The 25695-nt window shown below is 48.2% G+C and carries 11 protein-coding genes; 1 reads left to right on the top strand and 10 read right to left on the bottom strand.

The features are described from left to right. Positions 1 to 5 precede the first annotated feature (5 nt). From BS614_RS07890 to BS614_RS07860, 7 genes are all read right to left on the bottom strand, one after another. Positions 6 to 980, bottom strand: coding sequence for an ABC transporter permease (locus BS614_RS07890; protein WP_074093559.1), 975 nt, complete (start codon positions 978 to 980; stop codon positions 6 to 8). 136 nt (positions 981 to 1116) lie between these two features. Continuing rightward, positions 1117 to 2790 carry an extracellular solute-binding protein gene (locus tag BS614_RS07885; RefSeq protein ID WP_244898287.1) on the bottom strand — a complete coding sequence of 558 codons (1674 nt, stop codon included), beginning with the start codon at positions 2788 to 2790 and terminating at the stop codon, positions 1117 to 1119. 175 nt (positions 2791 to 2965) lie between these two features. Next, the gene (locus BS614_RS07880; RefSeq protein ID WP_074093557.1) at positions 2966 to 4540 is read right to left on the bottom strand and encodes a response regulator; all 1575 of its coding nucleotides are present in this window, start codon (positions 4538 to 4540) and stop codon (positions 2966 to 2968) included. An 11-nt stretch (positions 4541 to 4551) separates the two neighbouring features. Then, positions 4552 to 6354, bottom strand: coding sequence for a cache domain-containing sensor histidine kinase (locus BS614_RS07875; RefSeq protein WP_074093556.1), 1803 nt, complete (start codon positions 6352 to 6354; stop codon positions 4552 to 4554). A 199-nt stretch (positions 6355 to 6553) separates the two neighbouring features. After that, positions 6554 to 7402 carry a GNAT family N-acetyltransferase gene (locus BS614_RS07870; RefSeq protein ID WP_074093555.1) on the bottom strand — a complete coding sequence of 283 codons (849 nt, stop codon included), beginning with the start codon at positions 7400 to 7402 and terminating at the stop codon, positions 6554 to 6556. Positions 7403 to 7612: 210 nt separating this feature from the next. Then, positions 7613 to 9793: a 1,3-beta-galactosyl-N-acetylhexosamine phosphorylase gene (gnpA, locus tag BS614_RS07865; protein ID WP_074093554.1), complete on the bottom strand. Its 2181-nt coding sequence runs from the start codon at positions 9791 to 9793 to the stop codon at positions 7613 to 7615. Between the two features lie 13 nt (positions 9794 to 9806). Then, positions 9807 to 10826, bottom strand: coding sequence for a glycoside hydrolase family 88/105 protein (locus BS614_RS07860; protein ID WP_074093553.1), 1020 nt, complete (start codon positions 10824 to 10826; stop codon positions 9807 to 9809). A 171-nt stretch (positions 10827 to 10997) separates the two neighbouring features. Between BS614_RS07860 and BS614_RS07855 the strand changes: the two genes are divergently transcribed. Next, positions 10998 to 11945: an AraC family transcriptional regulator gene (locus tag BS614_RS07855; RefSeq protein ID WP_074093552.1), complete on the top strand. Its 948-nt coding sequence runs from the start codon at positions 10998 to 11000 to the stop codon at positions 11943 to 11945. A gap of 107 nt (positions 11946 to 12052) precedes the next feature. Here BS614_RS07855 and BS614_RS07850 read toward each other — a convergent pair whose 3' ends face one another. From BS614_RS07850 to BS614_RS07840, 3 genes are read right to left on the bottom strand one after another with little or no spacing between them, the layout of a single operon-like run. After that, the gene (locus BS614_RS07850; RefSeq protein WP_074093551.1) at positions 12053 to 19744 is read right to left on the bottom strand and encodes an S-layer homology domain-containing protein; all 7692 of its coding nucleotides are present in this window, start codon (positions 19742 to 19744) and stop codon (positions 12053 to 12055) included. Between the two features lie 21 nt (positions 19745 to 19765). After that, the gene (locus BS614_RS07845; protein ID WP_074093550.1) at positions 19766 to 24952 is read right to left on the bottom strand and encodes a hypothetical protein; all 5187 of its coding nucleotides are present in this window, start codon (positions 24950 to 24952) and stop codon (positions 19766 to 19768) included. Between the two features lie 22 nt (positions 24953 to 24974). Further along, positions 24975 to 25685 (bottom strand): S1 family peptidase, encoded by a 711-nt coding sequence (locus BS614_RS07840; RefSeq protein WP_074093549.1) that lies wholly within the window; start codon positions 25683 to 25685, stop codon positions 24975 to 24977. Positions 25686 to 25695: the final 10 nt, after the last annotated feature.

Raw genomic sequence — 25695 nt, 5'->3', positions numbered from 1 at the left:
CCTTATCATATCAATCGCTCTTCACCAAGAGACTTGGCAATCCCGTTGGCGATAAATATGAGCACCAGACTGACCACACTTTTGAAAATGCCTGCTGCGGTAGCAAGTGAGTAGTTGCCGAGATTAATCCCGTATTTCAAAACAAAAATGTCGATTGTCTCGGATACATCCTGCACAAGTCCGTTCCCCAGCAAGTATTGAATCTCAAAACCTGCGTTCAGTACGTTACCAACGTTGATGATAAGCAGGATAATAATCGTTGGTTTGATGCTTGGAAGTGTGACATTGAACATTTTACGAAACCGTCCGGCTCCGTCGATGGAAGCTGCCTCGTACAGGCTTGGATTAATCGACGCCATGGCCGCCAGATAAATAATCGTGCCCCATCCGATTTCCTTCCACATGCTGGACAGACCTACAATCCCCCAGAAGTATTTGGGTTCGGCAAAAAAATTGATCGGTGCATCAATCAGGCCCAATTTCGTCAACAGCACATTCACTATTCCTGTTTCCGTTGATAATACATTCGCAACAATACCTGTTACGATGATCCACGACAGGAAATGAGGAAGGTAGGAAACCGTCTGTACCACACGTTTGAACAATATCATCCGCAATTCATTTAATAAGAGAGCCAGACCAATTGAGCCGACAAATCCCAGAAACAGACTGATCAGGCTCATCGCCAGCGTATTGCGAATGACACGTAAAAATGTAGGGTCCGTGAATAACGTTCGAAAATGATCCAGCCCCACCCAATCCTGCTCCATAAAACCAATGCCCGGTCTATAATTCTGAAACGCCATCAACCAGCCCCATAATGGTCCATACGCAAAAATAGCGATAAACGCAATAAACGGAAATGACATCCACATTAATTGTCGCTGACTTTTCATTCTGGACAGGTTGTACCCGATCCAGCTTGTTCCCGCTGGGATATGGCTGGTTTTTAACGAAGGCTGCAACTCCTTTTTGGCCATGTTTTTTCTCTCCTTGCTTACGAGTTTATCTATATCACCCAGTCTGGGTGAATCGATTCCATTCCTATCCAATCTCCAAATCTAGCGTGTAAGAAAGGCTACGGGGTTCCCCATAGCCATTCTGTGTGACAGGACTTTACCCCCACAGTTCCATACGTCTGCGGACTTCTTCCGTCAGCGCATCTTCATACGCTTTAATATCTGCACTTTCCTTGAGTGTGGCTTGATACTCTTCCCAGGCTTTATCAAATTCGGCTGGTGAAGTCATAATCACTTTTGGCAGCCATTTGCGTTTTACATCGTCCATCTTCTGTCTGGCGATGGTCTCCGGTTTATTTGGTTCGAAATTATAGGTATAGATTGGGAACCACGGTTCATTTTCCTCCGCAGGCTCAAGGAAGTCGGTAAATTTCGTGAATCCGTAGGCCTTCAGCACTTTTTTGTCGATGTCATTCAATGTGGCAAGGTACTCCTCCGGCTGCTCCTTAGGGTCAAGTGCATTCTTCCCGTCAGCGGTCATGCCCTCATGATGCGGGAAATAGACCAACGGGCTTCCCGTGTTCGCCAGCACCCAGTCAGGATCTTTGGAATTCGCACGTTGCTCCTCATTTCTGGAGAACACGCCTTTGTCATCGACTTGATAATCCACGCCTTCCTGTCCCCAGGTTCTCAATACTTCCATCTCAGGGTCCAACAAATCATTAATATATTGAAGTGCTCCCTCGATATCCTCGCAGCTCTTTGTAATGGCCAAGCCGCCATTTACGTTAAGGATTGGATTGTTCTGATAGCGCCCTTTAACATCCTCGGAGAGTGTAATGGACAACGGTACATAGGTTTTGTCATACAATTTTTGTTTCACGAGTGATGCCTCGGCGTCAAGGAACTGCCATCCTTGGTCCACCATGCCCAGCACACGTCCGGTTGAAATTTTGGAGATATATTGATCATAGTTTGCTGTAAAGGTTTCGTTATCGACCAGGCCTTGATGATATACCTCATTGATCTTCTTGAAATATGCTTTCGCTTCAGGAATGGTATTGTAGTTTTTAGCCGTCAGCGTTTCTTTATCAACGATGGCTGCGCCTTCGTTAGGATAACCGGCCATGAAGAGCGGAGGGTTCTCCAGTGCGAAATAACGCCAGTCATAGGAGATAATTTCAAATCCAATTGTTGGCTGACCATCAACGGTCGGGTGAGCTGTTTTATACCGTTCAATCAAGTCAAAGTATTGGTCAAGCGTTTTGATTGTCGGATAATTATCCCACTCCAGTACGGCCTTCTGAATCCAGAATGCTTCTCCGTCATGGGATACTTTCATCGATTTCTCTTGTATATTGCCGAATTGAGGAATGAAGTAGATATGTCCATCCGTCGTATTTTTCATCTTCTTCCAGTCTTCGCCCAGGTAATTTTTGATGTTGGGATATTTATCGATGTAATCCTCAAGTGGTACTAACGCCCCTGCTGCTACCAGTTGCTGAGTACCATCACTCCCATCGATAAAATCGGGATATTCGCCGCCTGCAATGAGTACACCAATCCGCTCTTTGGCTGTTTGGCCCGTAAGCCAGTCCATCGTTACTCTGACGCCTGTTTTCTCCTCAATAGCCTTTAACACCCGATTATCGTCAGGCGCAATTTTTCCCGGTACGGCAAAAAATGCGGAAAATTGTTTCAATTCCCTTCCATCTGCTGTCTTTTCCCCTTTCGAGGACGATCCCGGTGTACATCCAGTGAGTGCGATGACCAGTATTAAAGCGAGCAGAGCACTATACTTGATTCTTTTTCTGACATCCTTTTTCATCATGACCCCTCCATCGATTATATTGACAGAAGCTTTTTGGAAAGCGCTTTCCAAAGGCTGACTTAAAATTATCATGCTTCCATGCCCCTCTCAACGGGATAAACTATAGATGGAATCCCACTAATTCCAGCATCTGCGAAAAAAAATATCCCGCCGCTCCGTCAAGGAGTGCAGGATGTTAATCAAGAGAGTACGCAGCATGGGCACTTTTACGATATTGTGCAGGAGTCTCCCCCATGAGTTTCTCGAACCGGCTAATAAAATAATCGGAATCCCGATATCCCACCATTGTTGCGATTTCGTATACTCTTTGATCTGTTCTGCGCAACAGCCGGGCGGCTTCCTCAATACGCAATTGATTCAAATAATCACTGAAGCTGATTGAGAAATGCTTTTTGAAAATCTGACCCAGATATGCACTATTCATGTAAAACTGCTCCCCGAGCAATTTCAGGCTGATATTTTCTCTGTAATGCTCGTGAATGAAAGCCTCAATTTTGGCTAATACGCCCATTGCATTCGACTTTAGCTGCTCCTTCAGTTTCTCTGCGCACATGAGCGAAAATTCGCATAAATGTTCAATGTTTTCCTCCATGGATAACATCGCGTAGTTCACCTTCAGAAAAGTCGATTCCATCAGCGTGGAATCTGGAGTAACCGTATCGTTATTCACGAGATCCAGCAATGTGTATGCCAAATAATGCAAGTGGATGCGGACAATACCAGGCTCGATTCGCTCATCCAGAAAAAATTGAAAAATCGCCGTTGCATGACTGTATAACTCATCCGTCTGCTGTTCCTCAATAGACTTAACTAGCCCATCAAACAATTGTTTTTCGAACTGTCCCGGCCGATTAACAAATAAAGTCGTATCCATAAGTTCGAAGTAATAAATGGGCCTGCAAGTGGTGAAGAAACGTAAGCTTTTCATTATGCCGCAGGATTGATAAGACTCGTGCAGCGCCTCCAACTCATGTACTTCCTTCCCGACATAACAAGCAATAGCCGCCTCTTGACCATGGCTCAGATCGGCATGTAACCGGGTCAAATATTGCTCCAAGGTCACTGCCTCACGGCTCACCATCAGGTCCGTAACAATGAGCAGAACCGCATTTTTATCACCTGTGAATGGCTTCAAAATTTGTCCCGGAAAGGGCTTGCCCACCCATGCCTCAACCCGAGCACACCAATCCGTTCCCTGTTCTGGACCAGCTTCCGCCTCAATCAGGATGCAACGCAGTATGCCGGCATCTTGATAGTGGGGCTGCAGACTCGTAACAGCATCCTCCTCAGCCACCCCAAGCAAAATTGACTGCATATGCTGAGCCATAATAATCCGATCTTTTTTTTGCTGATATCGCTTCTCTTCCGTCCGCGCATTAAATGCGACCCTGAACTCCTCAAGCACCTGAACCAGTTCGGTCTTCACAATAGGCTTGAGAATATAGTCATCTACCTGGTATTTAATTGCCTGCTTGGCATATCCGAACTCATAGAATCCACTTAGAAGAATCAGCTTGATGTCACCGCTATATTGCTCGTACAAGGTTTGGGCAAGCTGCAATCCGTCCATTTCCGGCATCTTAATGTCGGAAATCACCAGATCGGGCTGCATAGCGCGAATGCACTCCAATGCCTGCATGCCATTGGAAGCCTGACCGCAAATCTGAAATCCGTAAGACTCCCAATCAATTAACAATAGAAGTCCTTGGCGAATAAATGGCTCATCGTCCACAATCAGCACGTTGATCATATCCTCGCTCCTTATTCTTGAGATGCCTGCATAAGAGGAATTTGAATGCCAATCGTTGTTCCCTTCCCCTTTTCACTGAATATGTGCACCTGAACAAAATCATCAAAATACATCCGCAGCCGAATATATGCATTCATCATACCAATGCTGCTAAGCTCGCTCATCCGATCCATACTCGGGTCTTGCATCATTTTGCGGAGCGAGGCCAGCTTGTCCTGATCCATACCGACTCCGGTATCTCGAATGGAAATGTACAGATCCTTACTTCGAATTTCGAATAATACCTCCACGACCCCATTATTCGACGTCCCCTCAATGCCATGGATACAAGCATTCTCCACAAAGGTGAGGACGGTGAGCTTTGGTATCATCATGGCAGCTATGGATTCGTCTGTGATCCGGATTGCGAATTGCAGCTTTTCGCCAAAGCGATACTGCTGGATACTCAGATAACTCTCCACAAAATTGATTTCCTCTGCAATTGTAATCAGATCGTCGCCCCAATTGATCGTCTGACGTAACAGCAGTGCCAGTTTATGAATGACATCGGAGGTTTCAAGCTCGTCCTTGATCAAGCTCCGCATACGGATCGTTTCAAGCGTGTTGAACATGAAATGGGGATTCACCTGACTCTGAAGGGCTTTCAGCTCCGCCTGCTTTTTGGAAAGTTCAAGGGCTTGCCGCTCCACCTGACCCCTAAACACAATCTCAATCAGGTTCTTAATCTTGATGACCATCATGTTATAACTATGGGTCAGGCTGCCGATCTCGTCCTTGCCCACAGGTCCCGATATCACTTCAAATTTCTCCTGCTTCACTTGATCCAGGTGCTTCGCTATCCGATCAACTCTGATGACCAGTGATCTGGATATCAACCAGATTAGCAGTGTCGGCACCAACAGATTAAGAATGATTAGTAGAGTCAAATTAAGCTTTGAATTAACAATCTCCGACAGAACGTCCAATTTCTCCGTGCTGACGACAATCTGCCAATCCTCGGATACGACGGGAATCGATTGCATGGATTGAACAGGGTCAATTGGACTGTTTGCAATCAGATTAAATGGCTTGCGCGTCTGATTCATTTTTGAATCGTTCGAGAAAATGACCCTGCCATCTGAAACGACATACACCTTCCCATTTGCTCCCTCATTTTTAAGCGATTTGTTGATAAAAGCGTAGTCCAGATCAACCTTTAACACCTTTTCAACCTGCTGCTCCCCAAAGTAATCCAGCTTACGAATAATGCTTACTTTGCGTCCTCCCTGACTTTGCGACATCTCCGCCTGTTGTTTGTCAAAATACGAATAGATCATGATATGGTCGCTCGTGTTCATCAGTGCTTGATACCAATCACTTTTCTTCACCTCATCATCCAGCTTAATGAAGTTTCCTCCATTGACGAAGGTATCATTGCCAACATAAAACGTAATTTGATTCACCTGCTGGTAGCTGTAATAGTACCTGACCAGATTGTTGTTGCTAAGCATATCATAGTAGGCAGAGTAATAGTCTTCCTGATCGCGATACTTGAACTCCATGAACCGGTTCAGCGTTCCATCGGTATAGAGAAAATTGGACACATACAAGCTATTGTCTATACTGTTCCGCAGGTTGAACTTGATCCTTTGCTGCATTTCATTGAATCGGCTATGCTCCTTCTCTTCAATGTTACCTTTGATACTTTGGTAAAACACGGTATTTGTGACCAGGACCGGGACCAGCACACAAAAAATGAACAATATGTACAACTTGGTTTTGAGACTCCAATCATCCAGAAACTGAATACGCTTACAGTATGTCTTGCGGCTCATGTCTTATCGTTGTCTCCTCTAACCATGTCATATATCAACATTATTATAACGAGTACAGGATGGGTTGGATACTGCAATCCAGGATTTCCGGGAAGCCTTTATTCAACCTCCCGTTCAACTGGTCCAACAAGACAGACGCTAACACCCCACATATTTTCGTATGAACCCGATCTGATCCTACGTCGAAACGACGATCACGTTATAATTTCAAGAGCATTTCGTACTGGCCCACATGATATGCAAAACCTGATTTGACCAGGAGGAAATCTTGAATCGGTTTCAGATGAGACTCCACATTGAGGACACTGATTCTAGGCGATTCTGTGCGTTGGACCATCTCTGTCAGGATGCTGCTTGCAATACCTTTGCCCCGGTAATTTTGGTTCACTGCAAGCTGTGGAATATCACCTGTTTTTTGATCTATAATGCCATAACCAACAATGCTGTGATCCTGACGTGCTACCACATAGATAAAAGCCTCCGGTACAGCGTAGATGGAATCAATTGAATTTTGCCAGGAGGGCTCCACATCCCAAAATTCCTTAAACTGCTCCAAATCGATTCTCTCCACACATTCCACCGTGGAGGTCGTTTGCGGTATGAATTGATCTTTTTGCAACTGGAAACATGAAAATTCCCTTTGAATTTTGAAGTTTTGTTTACTGTACAGTTGAACTGCAGATTCGTTGGATTGGATGACTTCCAGCAAATAGTGCTCTACATTTTTTTCTTTTAACAGCTTTTGAATATTCAAGAGCAGATCGCTTGTAATGCCCTGCCGTCTGCAATCTTTTACAACACCTGTCCCAAGGTCGTATGCAGTTGGCTTTCCATTCCAGCTTCGAAGTCCATTGATAACAAATCCGACCATTCTCTCATCCTTAAAGGCTCCCATAGATATTTCGGGGTGATAACCCCGTCGTTGGAGCATTTGTTGAAACTTCCAAAAAGGCAAATCCATTTTAACCTGGTAGTCGGAGAACGCATCCACAAAAGCCTCGTGAAGTGTCTCCATGCTTATTTTGTCCAACAATTTATAACTGTACATTAGGGCACTCTCTCCTTTAAAAAGATGAAACCAATAATATATTAGGGCTCATGATCCCTATCCTTATTTAAATATTCTACTAGATAGTGTTAACACTATACAGTAGGATCCGTGCGATAAAATCTGCTTTCTTCAGAGTTTTCAGACACGCCCTAATAACTAAAATAGACCGCTCCCTGGTTAAGGAATACGGTCTATCGAGTCATTATTCTATGGGGATACCGATTTTGTTAAACCAATTTTGGTGATCACCGTATCATACGGCTCCAATTCCACGGTCTGTTTTCCATGCTCTGTATTGATCGTCGTGGACTGAACCTGATCACTATTATTGATCACAACCAATATGTTGCTCTCAGGGTAGTACGCGCACTCGGTATACAAGTTATCCGTGATGTACTTTGTTTCATGGAATTCATTGCCTGCAAATCGAATCAAATTCAGAAGTAGTCTTGTATTTTCCCAGCTGAATTCGAAGGAAGGCAGGTAGATCCCTTTTCCTTTTCCAAAAGCATGTGTGGACAGTGTGATCTGACCATCCGTTTCACTCACTACAGCTGCTGATCCATCAGTAAGATAAATGTTATTTTTCGGAAGTATGCTGGCCCCCTCAGGCACCAAACCATACTCATCACTAACCTCATACGACCATTTTCCATGAACAACTCTTGCACCTGTATCCTCATCTACCCCAAGCACATGCGCCATTCTAAAAAAGGTGTCGTACCCGTGGACCGCTGAAGGCTGGTTGATCCCCATAAAGGTACCGCCTTCGTGCACCCACTGCGTCAGGATGTCTACACATTGGTGGTCATTCCAGTGTGCTCCGCCACTCCAGGCAGAACCAGCGGAACCCGCATTAATGACGACATCCACATCTTTCAATACGCCTTGACGAATATCTTCAAAATCAATGAATTGGACCTCAATCGGCAACCCGGATAAGGCCTCATTCACATGGATCAGATCATGCATATGCGTTTCATGAAAATGACCGGACAAGGTCCACGATCTTAACTTGCCCCAGCTATGCAGCACGGCTACCTTTGTTTTGATCTGATACGGTTTTCCTTCTTGGTGCAGCTCTTTCATTTCCCTGAATTCATGGGCAATCTTCTCGATATAATCCACAAAGTCCGGGTAAGGCTCAACCAGATGCAAATATCCACCCAGTCCAATCCGGTCTATCGACTCACGCAGCAGCGCACGCCGGATATTAATCCAATATTTCTTCGCATCCAGGGTAGGATCTCCGCCCTCCTTGAAGGTAGGAAGCCCACCTAAGCCAACTGGGAACAAGTAGGGATGCAAGCGAATCTCATGGGTATCAGCCTTAACACCTGAGCACATTCTAGCCTCATAACCGGAGAACACACATTTGATCATGCCGTCGAATCCAAATTCCTCAAAGCGATCATTGTACGGCTCCATGCCTACCCAGCTGTCATCATAGAAGACATACGCCAGCTTGTTATGTTTGTGCACAATATCAATCAACTTTTTACCGAATTCAATGACAAAATCATTGATAAATGCCATCCAGTCCAGTTTGCGCTGATCCGCAGGCATATGAGTGACCTGATATTTACCGCCATTCACAAAGTCTTCGGCGGAGAGTGAATACCCATATTTTTGAGCAAACAGATCCAGCGCTCTCGAACTTACTGTGAAATCGTATGAACCCCAATCCGAGAACAGATGGCGATTCCGCTCATCACTGCCCCAGATCCAGGCGAAGTTATAAAATAGGGACGTAAAACGTACAACCGTTGTTTCCGGGTGTTCTTGGCACCACTTTTCCATCCAATCCAGCAAATAGGTTTGGGTGTCTGTATTGATCGGGTCAATCTGCATCAAATGCTCTTTGTCCCAATTATTCGTCGTGTGATTGTACATGGAAATCTCTTCCCATATCCGATAAACCATGAAACTCACCGTGTATTTATGCCAAGGAGCAACGCCAGTAATGACAACATTGCCAGATTCCCTTTCATAATTCCACTGTCCTCTAGGTACCTCTTCCCCAGTCGTTCGATCATAAACTTGCCAATATTTAAACGCTTCTTTGGAATCATTCACCCTGAATTGTTCAGCGAAGAAATCCTCCATCAGATAGATGGATATATAATCTTGTACAGCGACCTTCGGATTCGTAATGAGAAAACATTGCTGCAGTTTATCCAGATTACGGGATGCCCACTCATTATGATCCCGAATAATGCAAATGGTTGAATAGATGCCATATCCGGCATTGATAATCTCATCGGACAACTTTGTACCGTCACTGTCTCGAATCACATCGGCACCCCAGCGATCGGCAAGTTCCAGCGTCAGTTCCTCATAACCGGATTCTCCCGGTAGTGTAAAGGAGCCTTTGGTTAATTTGGACAATTGGGTTCCCTCCCTATCTCAACATATCGGACAGAAAAGCGAGTGCCAGGCCCTGACCCCAGCCTTGAATCCAGTCTTTTGGAATATTGCGATAGCCATCCCGATCCTTCATTACCGCCGTACCGCCAGATACACCAAGCACACGCCCATCTTCGCTAATGTTGTTCAGGATGCCTTCCAGTGCCTTTTGCACATATTTGGTATGCAGTGGATTACCGTTATTGATCATCGCTGCTGCAATACCAGCGGAAGCTGATACCTCTTCATACGAATCTTCGTCATCCAACACCGTACGCCACAAGCCGTTCTCGGTCTGCACGAGCTTGAGAGCCGCCAATTGATCACGAAGGGCACACTCTACATCCATACATTGCGGATACAAATACCAGTCGTTGAGCTGAGGTTTTACTTGAGACATCGTATAGGCTCCCCAAGCGTTTGCTCTTCCCCAATAAAATCCGGACATATGGTCCTTGTTGATATTGTTATAACCGTGATACCACAGACTGCTGCTCGGATCTTGAAGGTATTTGATATGCCAGTAATACTGATTCAGCGCATCCTGAATCATGGCTTCATCTTTTAATTTGCTACCTACACGGAGCAGGAAAAATGCCGCCATAAACAAGGTATCCGCCCAAGCCTGTTCCGGAAAATCATTGGAAACCGATACCGTATGCTGAAGCACATTGTCTCCAAAGCGAAGTGCATGATTCTGGAGATAATCGACTTTGCTGAGGACAATATCCCAATATTTCTGATCCCCGGTTTCTTCATATAAAGTGATTAGCAAATGACCCATGGCACATGTATTTACCGTCCAACTTGGCAGACCCAGCTCGATATATTCGTCCGCCCATTTCACCAGCCTGTCCAGAATCTCTTGGTTGCCTGTTGTTTGATAGGCTCTGGATACGCCATAATAAGCCACTCCACCGGGCCAATCCCATGTCAGATCCATATCCAGTGTTTTCTTGGTAACGCTCTCGATTACGTTTAGAATCTGTTCCCTGTCATATTTCACTTGAAGCATTGTTATTCCCCTCTCCCTTCGCACACGCCCCCAAGTGCGTCCTGAGAGGTGTCCGTCCATTTTTGTAAACGCTTTACTTATTCCATTGTACGCAGTAAAATAGTCTCAATCTAAGCGTATTCATAACAAAACTGCGCAATTTCAATCATTTATACATAGGAGTCCTCGAACATGCCCAAACCGAAGAAACCTGTCATTGAATATCGTCACTATAGCCTGCCCATTGATTTTCCTGTCCTGTTACTCAGTGGAGACCGCTGGAGAATATCCGATATCAAGAGTGAGCATCTTCATTTCCATAACCACATGGAGATTGGCATCTGTTATTCAGATGGAGGCATCATGGAGATTAAGGGAGAATCTGTGCCTTTTCGGGCAGGCGACATCACGTTCATTCCCCGATATCTTCCGCATACCACATACAGTTCGCCTAATAACGCCAGCCTGTGGGCTTATATCTTTTTTTCACCGGAAGAACTCTTCCGCCATTCGCTCAAAACAGCACAAACTCACATTGAACCGAATCTATGGGCGATTCAGGGAACCAATTGCATTCTGAATAAGGAACAGCATCCCAAAATTCACACACTCGCAACATCAGTGGTAGAAGAGATTAAGCAGCAGTCCCCCTATTATCGGGAGAGCGCGTACGGCTTGTTGATGTCTCTATATATCGAACTGCTTCGAATTCATGCGAGCAGCGAGCGCTTGTCATCGCAGGATCAGGAACGAGAACGAGACCTCCAAGGTGACTTGGTCATCTCACCCGTGCTGGAGTTTATCACCAAAAATTTTATGATGCCCGTGACCATCGATTACCTCGCTGATCTGTGTCATCTGAGTACAACGCATTTTCGCCGCAAGTTCCATGAAATTATGGGAACCACACCGCTTGATTTTCTGAACAGTACCCGGATTGAAGAGGCATGCAAACGATTAAAAAGCACAGAGGCCTCCATCCTGTCCATCTCCGAGCAGGTTGGCTTCCGATCCATCTCCAGCTTTAACCGCTGCTTCGCCAAACTGATGGGCGAATCACCTAAAGCCTGGCGCAAAGGGGCTCATACAGAAGCACAGTCTGCAAAAGCGTCGATATTGGAATTCACGGGTTGGGTATGAATTCACGTACAACATATTGAAATAACCTTTCTCATAAAAAAGATACAAAAAAGCCCGAAAGTCGCAATGACTTCGGGCTTTTCCAGTTCAAATCAACAACTTCATGTTTACAGCAAATCCAGTTCCACAAGTAATCTGCGGATAAGAGTTGCCATCTCGGCACGAGTTACCGGAGCTTTTGGCTCAAGTGTCGTTGCCGATTTGCCTTGAATCAGACCCAGTTTCACCGCTCGTGCGGCACTGTCTTTGGCCCAATCAGACAATGTTGATGCATCGGTATAACCTTCAAGGCTATTAGCTGCACTACTCACAGCTGGCGCAGTATGTCCTGCCATCTCGTATGCACGGATCAGCATGACCATCACTTGCTCACGTGTCATGGCATCCTGTGGACCGAAACGATTACCGCTGTAGCCCGTCATGAGGCCATTGGCAGTTGCCGTTTGCACCACATCGTTGTACCAATCCACTGCTTTCACGTCTGCGAATGTTGAACTTGCGCCTGTGGCTGGTTTCAGGCCAAAGGCTCTCACCATCAGTGCAGCAAGCTCTGCCCGAGTCATGCTACGCGAAGGCTCATAGCGAGAAGTCGACACGCCATTCACAACCAGACGTGAGGCCAGATCATGAACCGCTTCGCTTGCCCAGTGACTCTTCATGTCACTAAACGAAGTGTCATATCGGATCGGCAAGTACACGCTGTTGGTCATGCTGCTTGCGATGGCAACCATCCGGCCGTCCCGCACTTCGAAGCGAGTAGGCACATGCCGCAAGCTGCCATCAGACTCAAGAACGACCACGGTTGATACGGAGCGCTCGTCCTCTCCAACCGGCAGGTACAGTTCTTTGGTTGTCATTTTCAAAAGTTTATCAATCTCGACTGACTTGGTACCGTCACTCGCCGTCATGTTGAAGGCAACCGGGGTTCCTCTTGGAATCGTACGTCCCTCACTGGCAAGCTTCGCAGCAAGCCGTTCGTATGCCTGATCCGGTTTGCCCACATTCAGGCTTACTTTGATATCCTCGGCCTTTTTCGCCGGGAAAGCTGCTTCGAGTGCTTTCAGATCTATAGCATTCCAATCCAAACGGTAGCTGCCCCAATCGCTTTCCAAATCCATCGAAATGCCTTTGGCAGCGAGTTGTTTAATCAGATCCGCATCCAGCTCGAAGCGTAGCTGCTCCAGTTGGCCCGCAACGTGCAAACGAATTCGCTGTCCTTGCTCGGCTGCATCAAGCAGCGCTTCTCGAACAGGATGAGCAACCACGGTTGGACCACTTACACCTGGCGTAACATCGACCAGCAACAATCCATCCTTCTGCACTGCATCCAGTTCCAGAGGTATCTTCATGTCTTTACCTCCAACGGCACTATCGATGGCTACGCCACCCACCGTCAACGGACCAACAGGTACATTCGATGCGGGTGGTTTGCTGCCGCCCGAACTTGGCACGCTTGGCTCCGCGCTTGAAGAGATCCGCTCATTCACCTTTACCGCAGCAGATGATGCTGTCGTGAGTTTTGGCTCACTCGTTGTTCGTTTGGCGATAACAACCCACTCGCCTGGTTTTGCTTTGATGACTTTATCGGAAGGCAGCGTATTCCATCCGCTGATATCCTGTTCGAACGTTGGCAGCATCACTTGCGATTGGTCCGTGAAAATACGGTATGCCAGTTCACTTCCAACCATGTTGCCTTTGTGTCCGGCAGCGCTGATCGAGACACGTGTCTCTCCCTTTTTGCCCGTTCCGATCGTGGATGCTTTGATCGTATCCATGTAATCCGGTGGTGCAGCTCCCGTCTTCGGTGCAACAACGGATACGATATCCGTTGTGCTGAGCTCCGTACCTTGCCATGTATAATCGGCCTGGATTAGAGCAGCTCCAACACGTTTTCCGTCAAGAAGGCCATCATCCTGAACGGCTGCGTTCGCTTCACCCATAACCACACTATAGGTGATGCTGTTGTTGTCTGCGAGTTCACGAGTTCCATCCGTATACTCCACATAAGTCTGAACCACAGCTTGTTCTCCACCGGCAACAAGTTCTTCCGGCATAACCAGTTTCAGTCTGCGCGGCAGCTTGAAGTCGCTGTTCAGCACCTCAACAACGGCAGAGTTCACATTGCCTGCCGCGTCCTCGGTTTTAATGCGGAGACGGGTCTTCATGCGGTTCACATCAATCGGCACCTCATGTTTAAAGACTCCGTTCTCGTCCGGTTTGAACTGTGCCAATTCTTGATCACTATCGGCATCCGTTACCGTCACTTGGGCATCGGTCATCGTTGTACCCTCTACGAGCGCAACGCCTCCCTGTACCCGTTCGCCTTGTGAAGGTGAATCCAGATAGATCATCGGAGCCGTCGTATCAATCGTGACATACAGCATCGTGACCGACGTATCCCCTGTGTTAGTATTTCGTGCTTTGAGCTGGACTGCATATACACCATCCACCTCAAAGTTGAACTTCAGCTTGTCTGTTGTTGCAAGGTTAGTGGTACCGAGCGAACCATCGTCCGTCGAAGCCTCTACAACAACGTTCGACTGATTCGAAGCCACGTTCACGGTCACCTGCTTCGAACTTGTAACCACCTCGTATTTGTTGTTGACCACTTGTTTGTTATCGAGCGAAAGCACTGGCCCTGTAGGGGCAGGAAGCAGCTTCGACCCGCTATACGTCGTTGTGGATAAACGAAGATTCGCTTGATCGTCCGATGCCGGTTTGCGTGCGACCGTAACGCCCATACGATACGATTTGCCCGGCTCCAGTCCGGAATGGCGTACCTCTTTATCCTCCATGGCAATGGTGCCGTCTGCATTGCGCTGCACTTTGCCGTCCGCACCCAGCTTAGGTGTTCCTAGTGCATTCCATCCGCCCACGGTCACATGATACTTGCCATCCTTGAGCGTGGTTTTCAAGTCGGATTCACTGTATCCTTCTTCGCCGAACGGATCATACAGATGTCCTTGCTCATCCGATGCGGTCAGGATATAAGTGAACTCTTCTGCTTCTTCTTCAGCTGTTTTGGTGATCGCCGGGAAGGCCACCTCGAACTGCCCGTTACCGATGCTTCTCGTTTCCACCGCTGGCACGGCGTTCGGAGCAAACGGATCTACGAGCGTATAACCTTCTTGTGAAGATAAGACAGAGAATGCCATGTCCGTTTTCAGTTCCGTACGCAGATAATATGTGCCTTGTTGCAGCAAACCACGAAGGTCTGCTCCGCCGAGGTACGCAATCTGCTTCACGTCAAAGGTCATCTCGCCGGATGCACGACCGTCAGCACCAATATCGGCACTTTCGATCTCGATGCCTTTGGCAATCATGATCCCTGGATCAATGGATTCATCCGGTGTAGGCGTTGCCTGTAAACGATCCGAAGACAGATACAGATCAACCGTATCTCCAGGCGAAGCGTTGTCCACGGTCCAAGTTGCCGTGAATTGGTCCGCATCCTGTGGATCTACTGCAAGTTCCGTCGAAGACAGTTCCGGAAGTACCGGAATGTTCATCAGCTTGGACTTGACCGATTGACTGGACGTCAGTGTCCAGCTTCCCGTTTTTGCGTCTTCCTGTGGAATGGCAACATAGATCCGACGGATATCGGTGCCCTGAAGCTCTTCTTTTTTGGTCACTGTTGTACCGTCGCTCTTCAGATCACCCTCTTTAGGTGCTTTGATAATCTGTTCAAACGCCGTTGCGTTCCGATCAGTTGCTTCTCCGTACACGATATCGTATGTGCTTCCGTCGTCACGCTTCAGAGTCAGGGTGGGTCTGGTTGTTGTAAAATACTCCAATTCAAGGAGTGCATCCCCTGTCACTCCGCTCATCGGGATCACATGTGTTTTCCCTCCATTGGACGTACGAATGCCGCCAATGCCGAGATTTTGCGAGCTATCCTCGATCATATCGATGCCGTCACCAACGGCAGTATACCGAATCTCGTAACGCTCAGGCTCCTCATTCTCCCATGAGGTGGCAAGCGTCTCTATTCCCGTTCCGATCTGTAACAGGCGCGGACCCTGTTCTGGATCATTAATCGCCAGATGTGCGAGTGCCTCGTTATCCAAAGCCGATCCATCGGTCATAAATGAGATGCCGCCGCCCCAGTAATATTTGATGCCCAGGGTGAGGAATAACAAGGAAATCCCTGCCCACAGTTCATCGTTATTAACGCCTGCACGAGTTCCAAATCCTAAACCGCCGACAACCGGCACTGAACTTGGTATCTGTATTTTAGAGCTGACCATGCCTTCAAAATCGACTCGGCCCTTCTCCAAGTTCTCACCAATAAACAAGCTGGCACTACCCACAATGATATCCCAACCACCAACATCAATCTGTGCCCGCGCACGGATAAACATTGGGCTGGCCCATTGGGTTTGAACCAGTGCTTCCGTCAGCATCGGAATGACTTTGCTGCCTTCACCGAAGCCGAGTTTGCCCACTACTTTGAAGCCGGTTGCTTTGAGCGTCAGGTCTACACTACCTGAGAAAACAGCCGGTTTCTGACCCAGCTCCATGTCGATACCTGCCTCCAGCGTCAGTGGCAAGCGCTCGGTACCACCGGCAATTGTCATCGCAAGTTCACGGATTGCGCCGCGAATACTTGAGATTTTGGTAGCTGGATTGATCATGATGCCCGGATCAGGAAGGTCCGATCCAAAAGCAATGACGTCTGGAATAATACGTCCGTCGGGCACCCGTTTAAAGGCAAGTTCCGCACTAATGGAGAACAAGTTTTCCAGTTTCGCCTCGAAGTTAACGCCGTACGAATTCATAACACCGTATTTGTTCGGGTCTTTATAGTGCGTAACATTGATGCCACCTTTTACACTGTCCTCGGAGTCCGGTTTGAACAAACCGATTCTATTATCCAATTCAAACGCCAGTGAGGAATCGATGCCCACGAATCCCGATTGGTTGAACATAACGTTGCTTACTTCCCCATTTACAATAAACATCTTCATTGCACCACCGAAGGACACACCATCCTGCCGCAGCACAAAGTCATTGAGTTTCAACCCAAAGCCATTCAGCGAGAAGGTAGGTGTTGAAAACAACGTGTGTTTATTAAAGTACACATAGGAGACAAGCAGATTGCGGTATGGATTGAGCGCATCGCCCAGCATACCGTTAGCCCAAGTCAAGGTTCCGTTCAGGGTAGGGTCTTCCGGATTGCGTCCTTCCTCCCATGCCTGCTCTTCATCCGTCAGCTTTGATTCCGTTCCGAGTGACTTATCGAATCCGTTGTAGAAATCAACGGTCCATTCGCCGGAATGGAATACGAACCCGCTATTCGCCACACTTAGGGTACCGTCGCCACCCACAAAGAGGGTTTGCAAGAACGGCGTGTCCGTATTTGCTCTCAAATCTTTGGCGAGCGGGAAATTCCCTGTTGAAATGGTGAGGTCTTTCCCGCTGTAAGCTACACTCTTGTTGAGAATCGCAGGTTCTGTATCCGATTGAACCGTGTATTGGGCGTTTGCACCGGTACCGGACTGCACAATCTTACCGCGCACTTCCAGAACAACCTCCTGCTCGGTATCATCATCAAGTCCTTTTTTAAACGTTTCGAAGGCTGCTTCATTTTCGAACGTTTGGACCGCATATACCGGCGAAGCCGATGCATCGATGGCTCCAGCTACATCGAGAGCAGGGTCCAGCTTGCGTGAAGCTGCTACCATTTCCTGCTTGGCAGTAGTCAGTCTCGCCCGATCCTGATCCAGCTTTGTTTTGAACTGCGCGTCCGTCAGGTTACCGTACGTCCACGGCAGCACGCTCGCAAACGTCGCTTTCTCACCAGCACCTGCGTTTAGGTCCAGTTTAGTTTTATACACAGCGAGAACTCCAGCTTTGCGAACCCGGTTCTCTTCGTTCTCGGTTATGGCAAAAGTCTGGTCGGTCTTGAAGCTCAGCGCTTCGGCCAGCTCGGGAATTGACTTGTCCCGATAGTCCACTTGCACGGCATATTCACCAAGTGGCAAGATCGCATCGTTCAGCACTTCAAGCGTTGTGCCATCCGCCTTCACCTTTTCCCCGCCACGATATACCAGCTTCAAATCTCCCGCGAACCCGTTTCCAAGCGGCTGGGATGTTACAGATCGGGTCACCGGCACTTTGTAACGATCCCCGTTCTTCACGTTCACCAGATACATGTCAAAGTTGGCAGCGGTAGACGTTGCTTCATTGCCGACATTGTAGGCAGCGATATTCGACACGTTCAGCGTGATGTACTTCTCATCCTTGCTGTACGCTTCCTCCGGTGACATGGCGTAAACCAATGTCTCTCTTAATTCGCCAACCGGTGGCAGGAAGATAAAACCCGCTCTTGACGATTCATAGATTGCACGAATTTCCGATTCCGGAAGTCCCTCGCTCTCTTGAGCAACCGTCTCCAGCTTTTTCTCTGTCTCCGGACTGCTCACCGTCACCATATACTGGCGCGTTGAAGGCCAGGCTTTGCCTGTACCCTTCACTCGCCATTTGGCTGCGACGACCTCGCCCGGTTTATATGGAATGAATTCGATGCCCTGTGCAGCTTGTTCCGGCGGAACATCCTTGCGGAAGGTAAGCTTCTGGCTTGTTGCATTGAGTTCCTTCCCGTTCTCATCCACAAAGCTCAGACCTTTCTCTAGTGTCAACGTAACATCGATCTGGCTATGGTTTGTGTTGAACATCTCCAGGTTCTCGATCTCCGTATTCACTTCGAACACGCCGTCATTCACGTAACCCGTCTCTTCTTCATTCGTCTCCAGCTTTTGCGTTGGATCCAGGAAACGAACATCGAATACCTTCTCGGGGGAAACAATCTCCCCCAAGCCGTATACCAGTTCATACGAGTGCTGGCCGCCAGCTTGAACCGTATCAGGCTCCCAATAGAAAGCCACGGCCGTATCGGCTGTACCGTAGTCATTTGTATCCTGCGTAAAATCAAGATTCTCGTCAGGTTCATATTCCCACTTCGTTCCGGCGAGATTGGCCCAATGCCCTACCACCATTTCATCAACGATGTTAATACCGCCCTCGAACAAGTTGTTGAATCCATAGGCAATGACATTTGTCGCCAGCGGATTGCTCAGATCAAGCTTGTCCCGCATTACCCAGTAAGGTGGCAGCTTATGCAGATTGTACGCCTGCTCGTCCACGTTTTTGTCATAACCGAGCTTCTCTGGTTCGTGAACCAGTTTGCGCTCCACCGTAAGTGGAACGGAATAATTCTGCCCGATCTGGAAGGCCGGGCCATCATTGCCACCGACCGACGTGTCCAGCAACACACGTGACCCGATCTCTACCTTGGCATTTGTCGTATTTTCCACCACATATTGAACACGCGCATTACCGCCCTGATCCTTGTCTTCCTTCAAAAGCAAAGTGATCACTTGGCTAATACGAATGCCCTGAACGGTCCATACGGTCACGAGACTCTGGGTACCGTCATTTCCCGTAACGACCTTTGGAGGTGTAACCTCCGAGGTCCAGTTCGGTGCCATTTTATACGGATTACCAAAGATCAGATCCGTTCCGTTGATGCGGAATGTCGTGAACGACGTCTCCGGGTTATCTCCACCAAAGATCATATCCACGCCGTTATCCTTTTTGCGGATTGGCTGACCGTCTTCTGTACGAATGCTGAAGCGTCCACTTGCATTGTCCACTGTTACCTTGATAAACCCGTTCTTAATGGATGTCGTTCCCGCTGAGGAAACGGCCGCTGCCGCGATGTGAAGTGGCAAGACGCTGATCAGCATGACCATGGCCATCAACGTTGCGATTATCCGAATAATTTTGTTCCGTCGCATGGGTGAACCCCTTCCGTTTCTCTAATTGGCCCGATTAACAAGCAGCGTGGAGTATACGCGTTCGCGCTCCTGATTTTGCACAATCATGGTGTACCATCCTGCTTTGGGCAGTGTAATCTTGAAGTCTTTGCTGATCAGTTCCTTATAGGTCACTCGGGTAGCGATATATTTCATCTGTCCTTCGCGCACCAGACCCGGGAAATAATAAATATCGTACGTGCCAAGTTCGTTCTCCAGCTTGGTTCCCCCAGCAGTCTCTATCGTGCGGAAGTTGTTCACATTGAACGTGACCGTACCTGTATTCACGATTGCTGTTTCGGATTCGGTATCCGACAACGGAATGCCATTGGCCGTAACGAACATGCCATCTGTCGAACGAACAAATACCGTTTGCAGGGCGTAGCCTGCATTGCCGAGCTGATCCTTCGCCGTGTAACGAATCGTGTGTTTGCCCGTCACCGTGAGATTCAGTGGTTTCTCCACGTATTGTCCGCCTTCCAGCACGTATTCCGCAGCCGTCACCTGAATCTGCTCCGCAGATGTGAGATTATCGCTCACTGTGTATCCGCCCAGATCGGTGACCAGATCGAAGCCTGGTTTGTTTTGCAGAACCGTTGTGGAAGCTTTGTTCAGACGGATCGTTGGTGCCGTATTATCGAGACCCGCAATCGTAAAGTTAACCTGTTTCTTGTTACCAAGTACGTCTGAAAGTAAAATCGAATGCTCGCCATTGCTGGCGTAGTCGGCGCTAAAACTCGCTACCGGGGTTGCTCCGGCATAGATCGTATTTCCTTCTACTACAGATGATGGCATTACAAAGCCAACACGCACTTTGCCTTTGGAGTAAGCCTGATCCCCAATCTGCACCAGCTTGCTGTCATCAATGATTTGTCCGTCGTTGTCTACTCGAACCATCGTGATCTCTTCTACTGCGGGAATCGATCCAACGAGTGTTGTAATCGCTTCGGATTCCAGCTTCGCATTATTCCCTGCGGCATCTGCCAGCGAGAAGCGTGCTTTACTGCCTGAAGTCATGACCAATGAGGATTGGTTCGTCCCTGAGCTATTGGAGACCACCTGGTAATCCTGAACTTGTCCCTGTTTCGGCAGCACTTGCGCCACGATCAGATTAGACGCGATCACATTACCTGTTGTCGGTGCTGCGAAATGAGTAAATTCTCCATTTGCATTGTACCCATCACCCGCGCTATCCACGACAGCAGTACCACTACCGTAACGGATCAACGCTTTGAGATCGGGATGGTTGTAGTGCATGACAATATCTGCTTCCGGCGGCGTGGTATCGATGTTGCTCACTGTTGCTGTCACACTGCCTGTAAAGCCAACCGCATCTTCGTACTCAAACGTGAATTCTCCGTTCTCGCGGAACGTTTTGGACGACGTCGGCAGATTGGTGATGCGGATCGGTTCACTCGATTGCAGACTTACTTTAACCGTGCCATTCGTTGCCGCAATGGTGGAATACTTCACATTTACCATTGGCGGCGTATCATCGAAGTTGGAGACCACGATGAACACGGTTGCTGTAGTGCTGCCATCCTTCACGGTGAAGGAGTAACTTCCGTTGCGGTATATTTTGAATCGTTTGTTCGCCTCCAACGTTTCCGGTATTTCCGGGTTGCTGTTCGTTGGTTTCACGGTCTTGCCATCCACGAGGTCGAACAGGATCTCTTGTCCTTCGTTCTGCCCACCATCCTGCAACTTCTCGCCTCCGCGAACCGGCATGATCTGCTCCAATGAAGCAAGCCCATAGGCAGGGGCATCCTGAAGCTCGATCTCAGGTGTTACGATATCGCTGATATTGTCGTAGTAACCTTTGAATTTAACCCGAACCTGTGACTTGAGTTGCCCCGAATTATTCGTGTCAACAGGAACGCCGACATAGTTTGTGTAAGGAAGCCAAGTGCTCCAATTGTCTCCGCCATTGGTGGAAACAGAATAGAAGTACCCTTCCTGTGCTGGCACATCAACCGTCAGTTCCATAATGGCAGTGTACCCGTCATCTCCTGGACCTTCTGTCCGAATCAAACGCGCGCTACCAACAGGTGGTTCACTGCTCAGATAAAACACGGAGAACAGCCCACTTGTGTGGTAAAGCTTACTGTTACCCAAGCTATCGCTGGCATGGACGTATAGACGGTAATTACCGTTGTCCTTTTTGTTGTCTACCTGCAAAGTGATCACACGATCCGCAGGCGACACACTCCAGCCCTTACCTTCCGGATCTGGTTCCTTCTCGTCTTGCCCGTCAACCACCTTGATCCATTGGTAACGAATGTTCTTGGCTGCAACACCGTTAAAGTCCACCAGCGTGTCAGACACATCAATCTGTACCGTCTGCTCTGGCATCGGATACAGATAACCCTGCGAACCGAATTTCGTGACAGGTGGCAAATGGTCGAATTTGTACTCCTGATAATAGTAGTAATAACGTCCGGTATCCTGCTGCTTGATACGTACGTGGGCGTACCAGGTCCCGTTCAACGTTTTGTCGGCAGGGAAGCTGTAGCGCTCGGCGGGAACATCCCCCAGCTTTGTTTCCTTCGGTTCATCCTCAAAAGCAACCCATTTGCTGTTGCCCACAGGACGTTCAGAGCTTTCACTGTATTGATATTCAATCGTATCGATCGGTACACCGGCTACGGTGAAGTCGGGTCCGTCATTGATCGCATAAGTGCCCGGATAGGCTTTGAACTTGGTTGAGATGACAAGCACATCGACTGCTTTGGGATCGGCAGTAGCTGAATGGCCTGCCACATCCTCGGCTTTGGCATGCAGCTCGTATTGTCCACCTTTGGAGATTGCTGGATCATTCAATGTCGATATCTCAGCTTCACCTTGTGCGTTCAGCTCGGCATCCTGCCACCCGGAAGCGACAGGGCTCTTGCCCTTTGCCACGAATTGGTATTGCACCTTGTTATTTTTAATAGAAGAAGTCGGATCAGCTGCCTTAACCGTAATCTTCACATTGTCGGAGTTATTGTCCACGATGTTCGCAACTTCTACGGTTGGATCGTCATTATCAATCTTCAACAGGCCGACATGGTACGACCAATTGGAATCATCCTGTTTGAAATCGGCCAAAGGCCACTGTGTCGTGTTACCGTAATCGGACAGATTCGGCAGAATGCTTGAGCGATAATATTCCTCCAACTCAGCAGGTGTCGCATCCGGATGTTGGACAAGGTAAGCTGCACGTTCGTTGCTGCCTTTGTCGTATTGCATCCGTTGACGAGCCGAGTCCCAACTCATGTCGGCAGTCCATGTATGCAAATACCAGTTCCCGTTCAAACCTGTGCCGTCATCCGGCAGTTCTACTTTCACGCCATTCTGTCCAGTCGACAGTACAACATCCTGGAAACCAGATGTATACAATTCTTCAGAAGGCTGCTTCTGCGTCAGGGAATACCGTTTCACTGCGGCAAAGTTGTCGTTTTGCCCAGCGAAGGGATCATTCGGACTCTGGTTTAGCACATAATACACGAGCCCTGAACCACTGCCTGGACGGAACAATCCTTTGCTCGTCTGACCGTTCAAGTCGGGATCGAATGCATTGATCGTGAATGATCCATTTCCTACGTATTGTCCTTCAGGAATAATTTCTCCGTCCTGATTCTCATAGACAAAATTCACTTCAGGTGCCGTATTGTCCACCGACAATCCAGCCCAATCAATCTTCTTGACTGGCTCAGTAAGCACGTTGCCGGCGTAGTCCGTCAATGCCTTCCCGTCGCCAGGATTGCTGGCATGCTCCAAAGCAGCTGTCTCCAGCAATGACGTTTCGATGCTCTTGCCGTCTGGCACTGTCATACGGAACGTCCATGTATTCGTGTTCTGGCCACCAACATATGCGGCGGTCAAGCCGTTGGTAAACTTGAGTCGTGTATCCTCGGTCGGAGTAAACGCGCTGATCACCTGTTCGTTAAGATACACGGTAAAATCAACAACGTCGCCCTTGTTCAGCACAAGTCCCGTTAGTACTTCAGGCTGTACGCCGTTGCGGGATGCTGAGTACTGCGGTACGCGTGCGTCGATAATGGTACGGAACGTACCGCCCGGGTTTGCGTTATCAGCAAAAGGAACTGTTCCAATGCCATTAAAAGCTGCAACGGGATTACCCGCACCATCGATGAAGCCCGCTGCATTCATCCGTTCGAGCAATGTTGGACGGTCCTCCTCGGAGGGCGCGATCAGACGCTTCGGATCAATAGGAATATTACCTGTGCTATCATTTAACGCAGCCTGATAACGAAAGTTAAAAGTGGAGCGTGCATGAATGTTCCGATCCAGTCCACCCTGCGCAAAGTCACTGTATCCGCTATCTGCGCTCGTTAGATAATAAACGGACGGATTGAAGCCGTCTCCACCCGGATTACTGAACAGTTCCGTACGCATGAAGCTGAATTTGCCATCAATCCGGTCAGCGGCATTCTCTGCAGAATCTGGAAACACCGGCTCGCTGAAGTTCAGCGCCAGGTTAAGGTTACTTCCTTGCTTCAGGAACAATTCATTCTTTTGTACCGCAGGATCGGCATTGAATCGTACTGCCCCGGTATGGGTCAGTGTATTGCCGTTGTATGTAGGGGGTGTGATATCCGCGAAATAGAGTTCAATGTCGTCGATGTTCTCTATCGTAAACCCCGTAATTGAAATTTGAATGGTATCATTAGCGCCAAATGAAATCCATGACGAATTTACGGAGGCCCCTGATTGCATTGCACCCTGCCTATATTTGGAACCTCCATTAACGGAAACATCCAAACTAGCTGCCATCGTCCAGGATCCTGTAAGACGTTTGATTTTCAATAGCATTTTGGCATCACCGCTTTCAGCCAGGCGCTTCAAGACGGGATTGGATTGAACGTTAATCGTTCCGCTGAATCTTGTATCCATTGCAAAACCCTTTTCAAAAGTCATGTAACTCGGTCCCAATGATTTTACATTCTTCAAATCAGTGGATACCCCCTGTGCCTTGCCAGCAAATATTCCAAAGCTGTTCGCTTCGTCCTTCTTCACGTTATTGTTCCAGGAAGACATGTCTTCCCGATTGATGATTTTGCCGCCGCCATTCGGAATAAGAATATCCGTGTACTCCGCAGCTGCGGAAACGGTCGGCAGGTGTGGCCAGCTCACAGACGTCAACGTCAGCAAGGCAGCAAGCAGGCAGATTGATAACTTTTTGAACATGCGAGATTCCCCTTTTTCCCCGTTATGTATTCGACTTCTTCATCAGCTTGCGAATATCTTCGATCGTTACACAGATATGAATGCCAGTCATTGTCCGAAACGAACCGGAGATTAATCCGATCACGCGACCCTCTTCATTTAACAAAGGACCACCCGACATGCCCGCAGACACCTGCGCGGAAGTCAGCATGCGAACGACATCGTTCACCTCGGCGGTTGGTGCATTCACGATGCCCTCCGTAATGATCTTGCCATCCTTCAGCGGGTATCCGATTGCAAACGATCGTTGCCCATATTTTGCAGGCTGCTTGTCCGCTGATAGGGTAAGTACCGGACGTTTTTTGCTATTCTGCACAGACAGCATAGCCACATCGGTTTCCGTGTCAGCGCTCAGAACCGTTATCTTTTCAATGGAACCATCCTCAAATACCGCCTCGAAAGAAACCCCGTCCTTCACAACATGGGCTGCTGTAAGTGCTCTACCATTACCGATCAGAAAACCGGTACCTACCGTTTTGAGCGTTCCGTCCTTGCGATACGCCTTCAAGTAAAAGACAGCTTGCGCCGCGGACTGATACACTTTTTCAGCTCCCGATACGGCCACTTGTCCGGTTCCAGCGGCTCTGGCAACGGATACACCTGTATATCCATTCAGACATGCCACAGCAATTAGTACAGCCAGCAAGCCAATCATCTGACGCCGCAAACGCCATGATGTGATGCTCCTCTTCATTTCTCTCAAC

Source organism: Paenibacillus xylanexedens, from assembly GCF_001908275.1.
Classification (GTDB): domain Bacteria; phylum Bacillota; class Bacilli; order Paenibacillales; family Paenibacillaceae; genus Paenibacillus; species Paenibacillus xylanexedens_A.
Note: the sequence above shows the minus strand (reverse complement) of the source record. Positions and strands in the feature narration are given on the sequence as shown.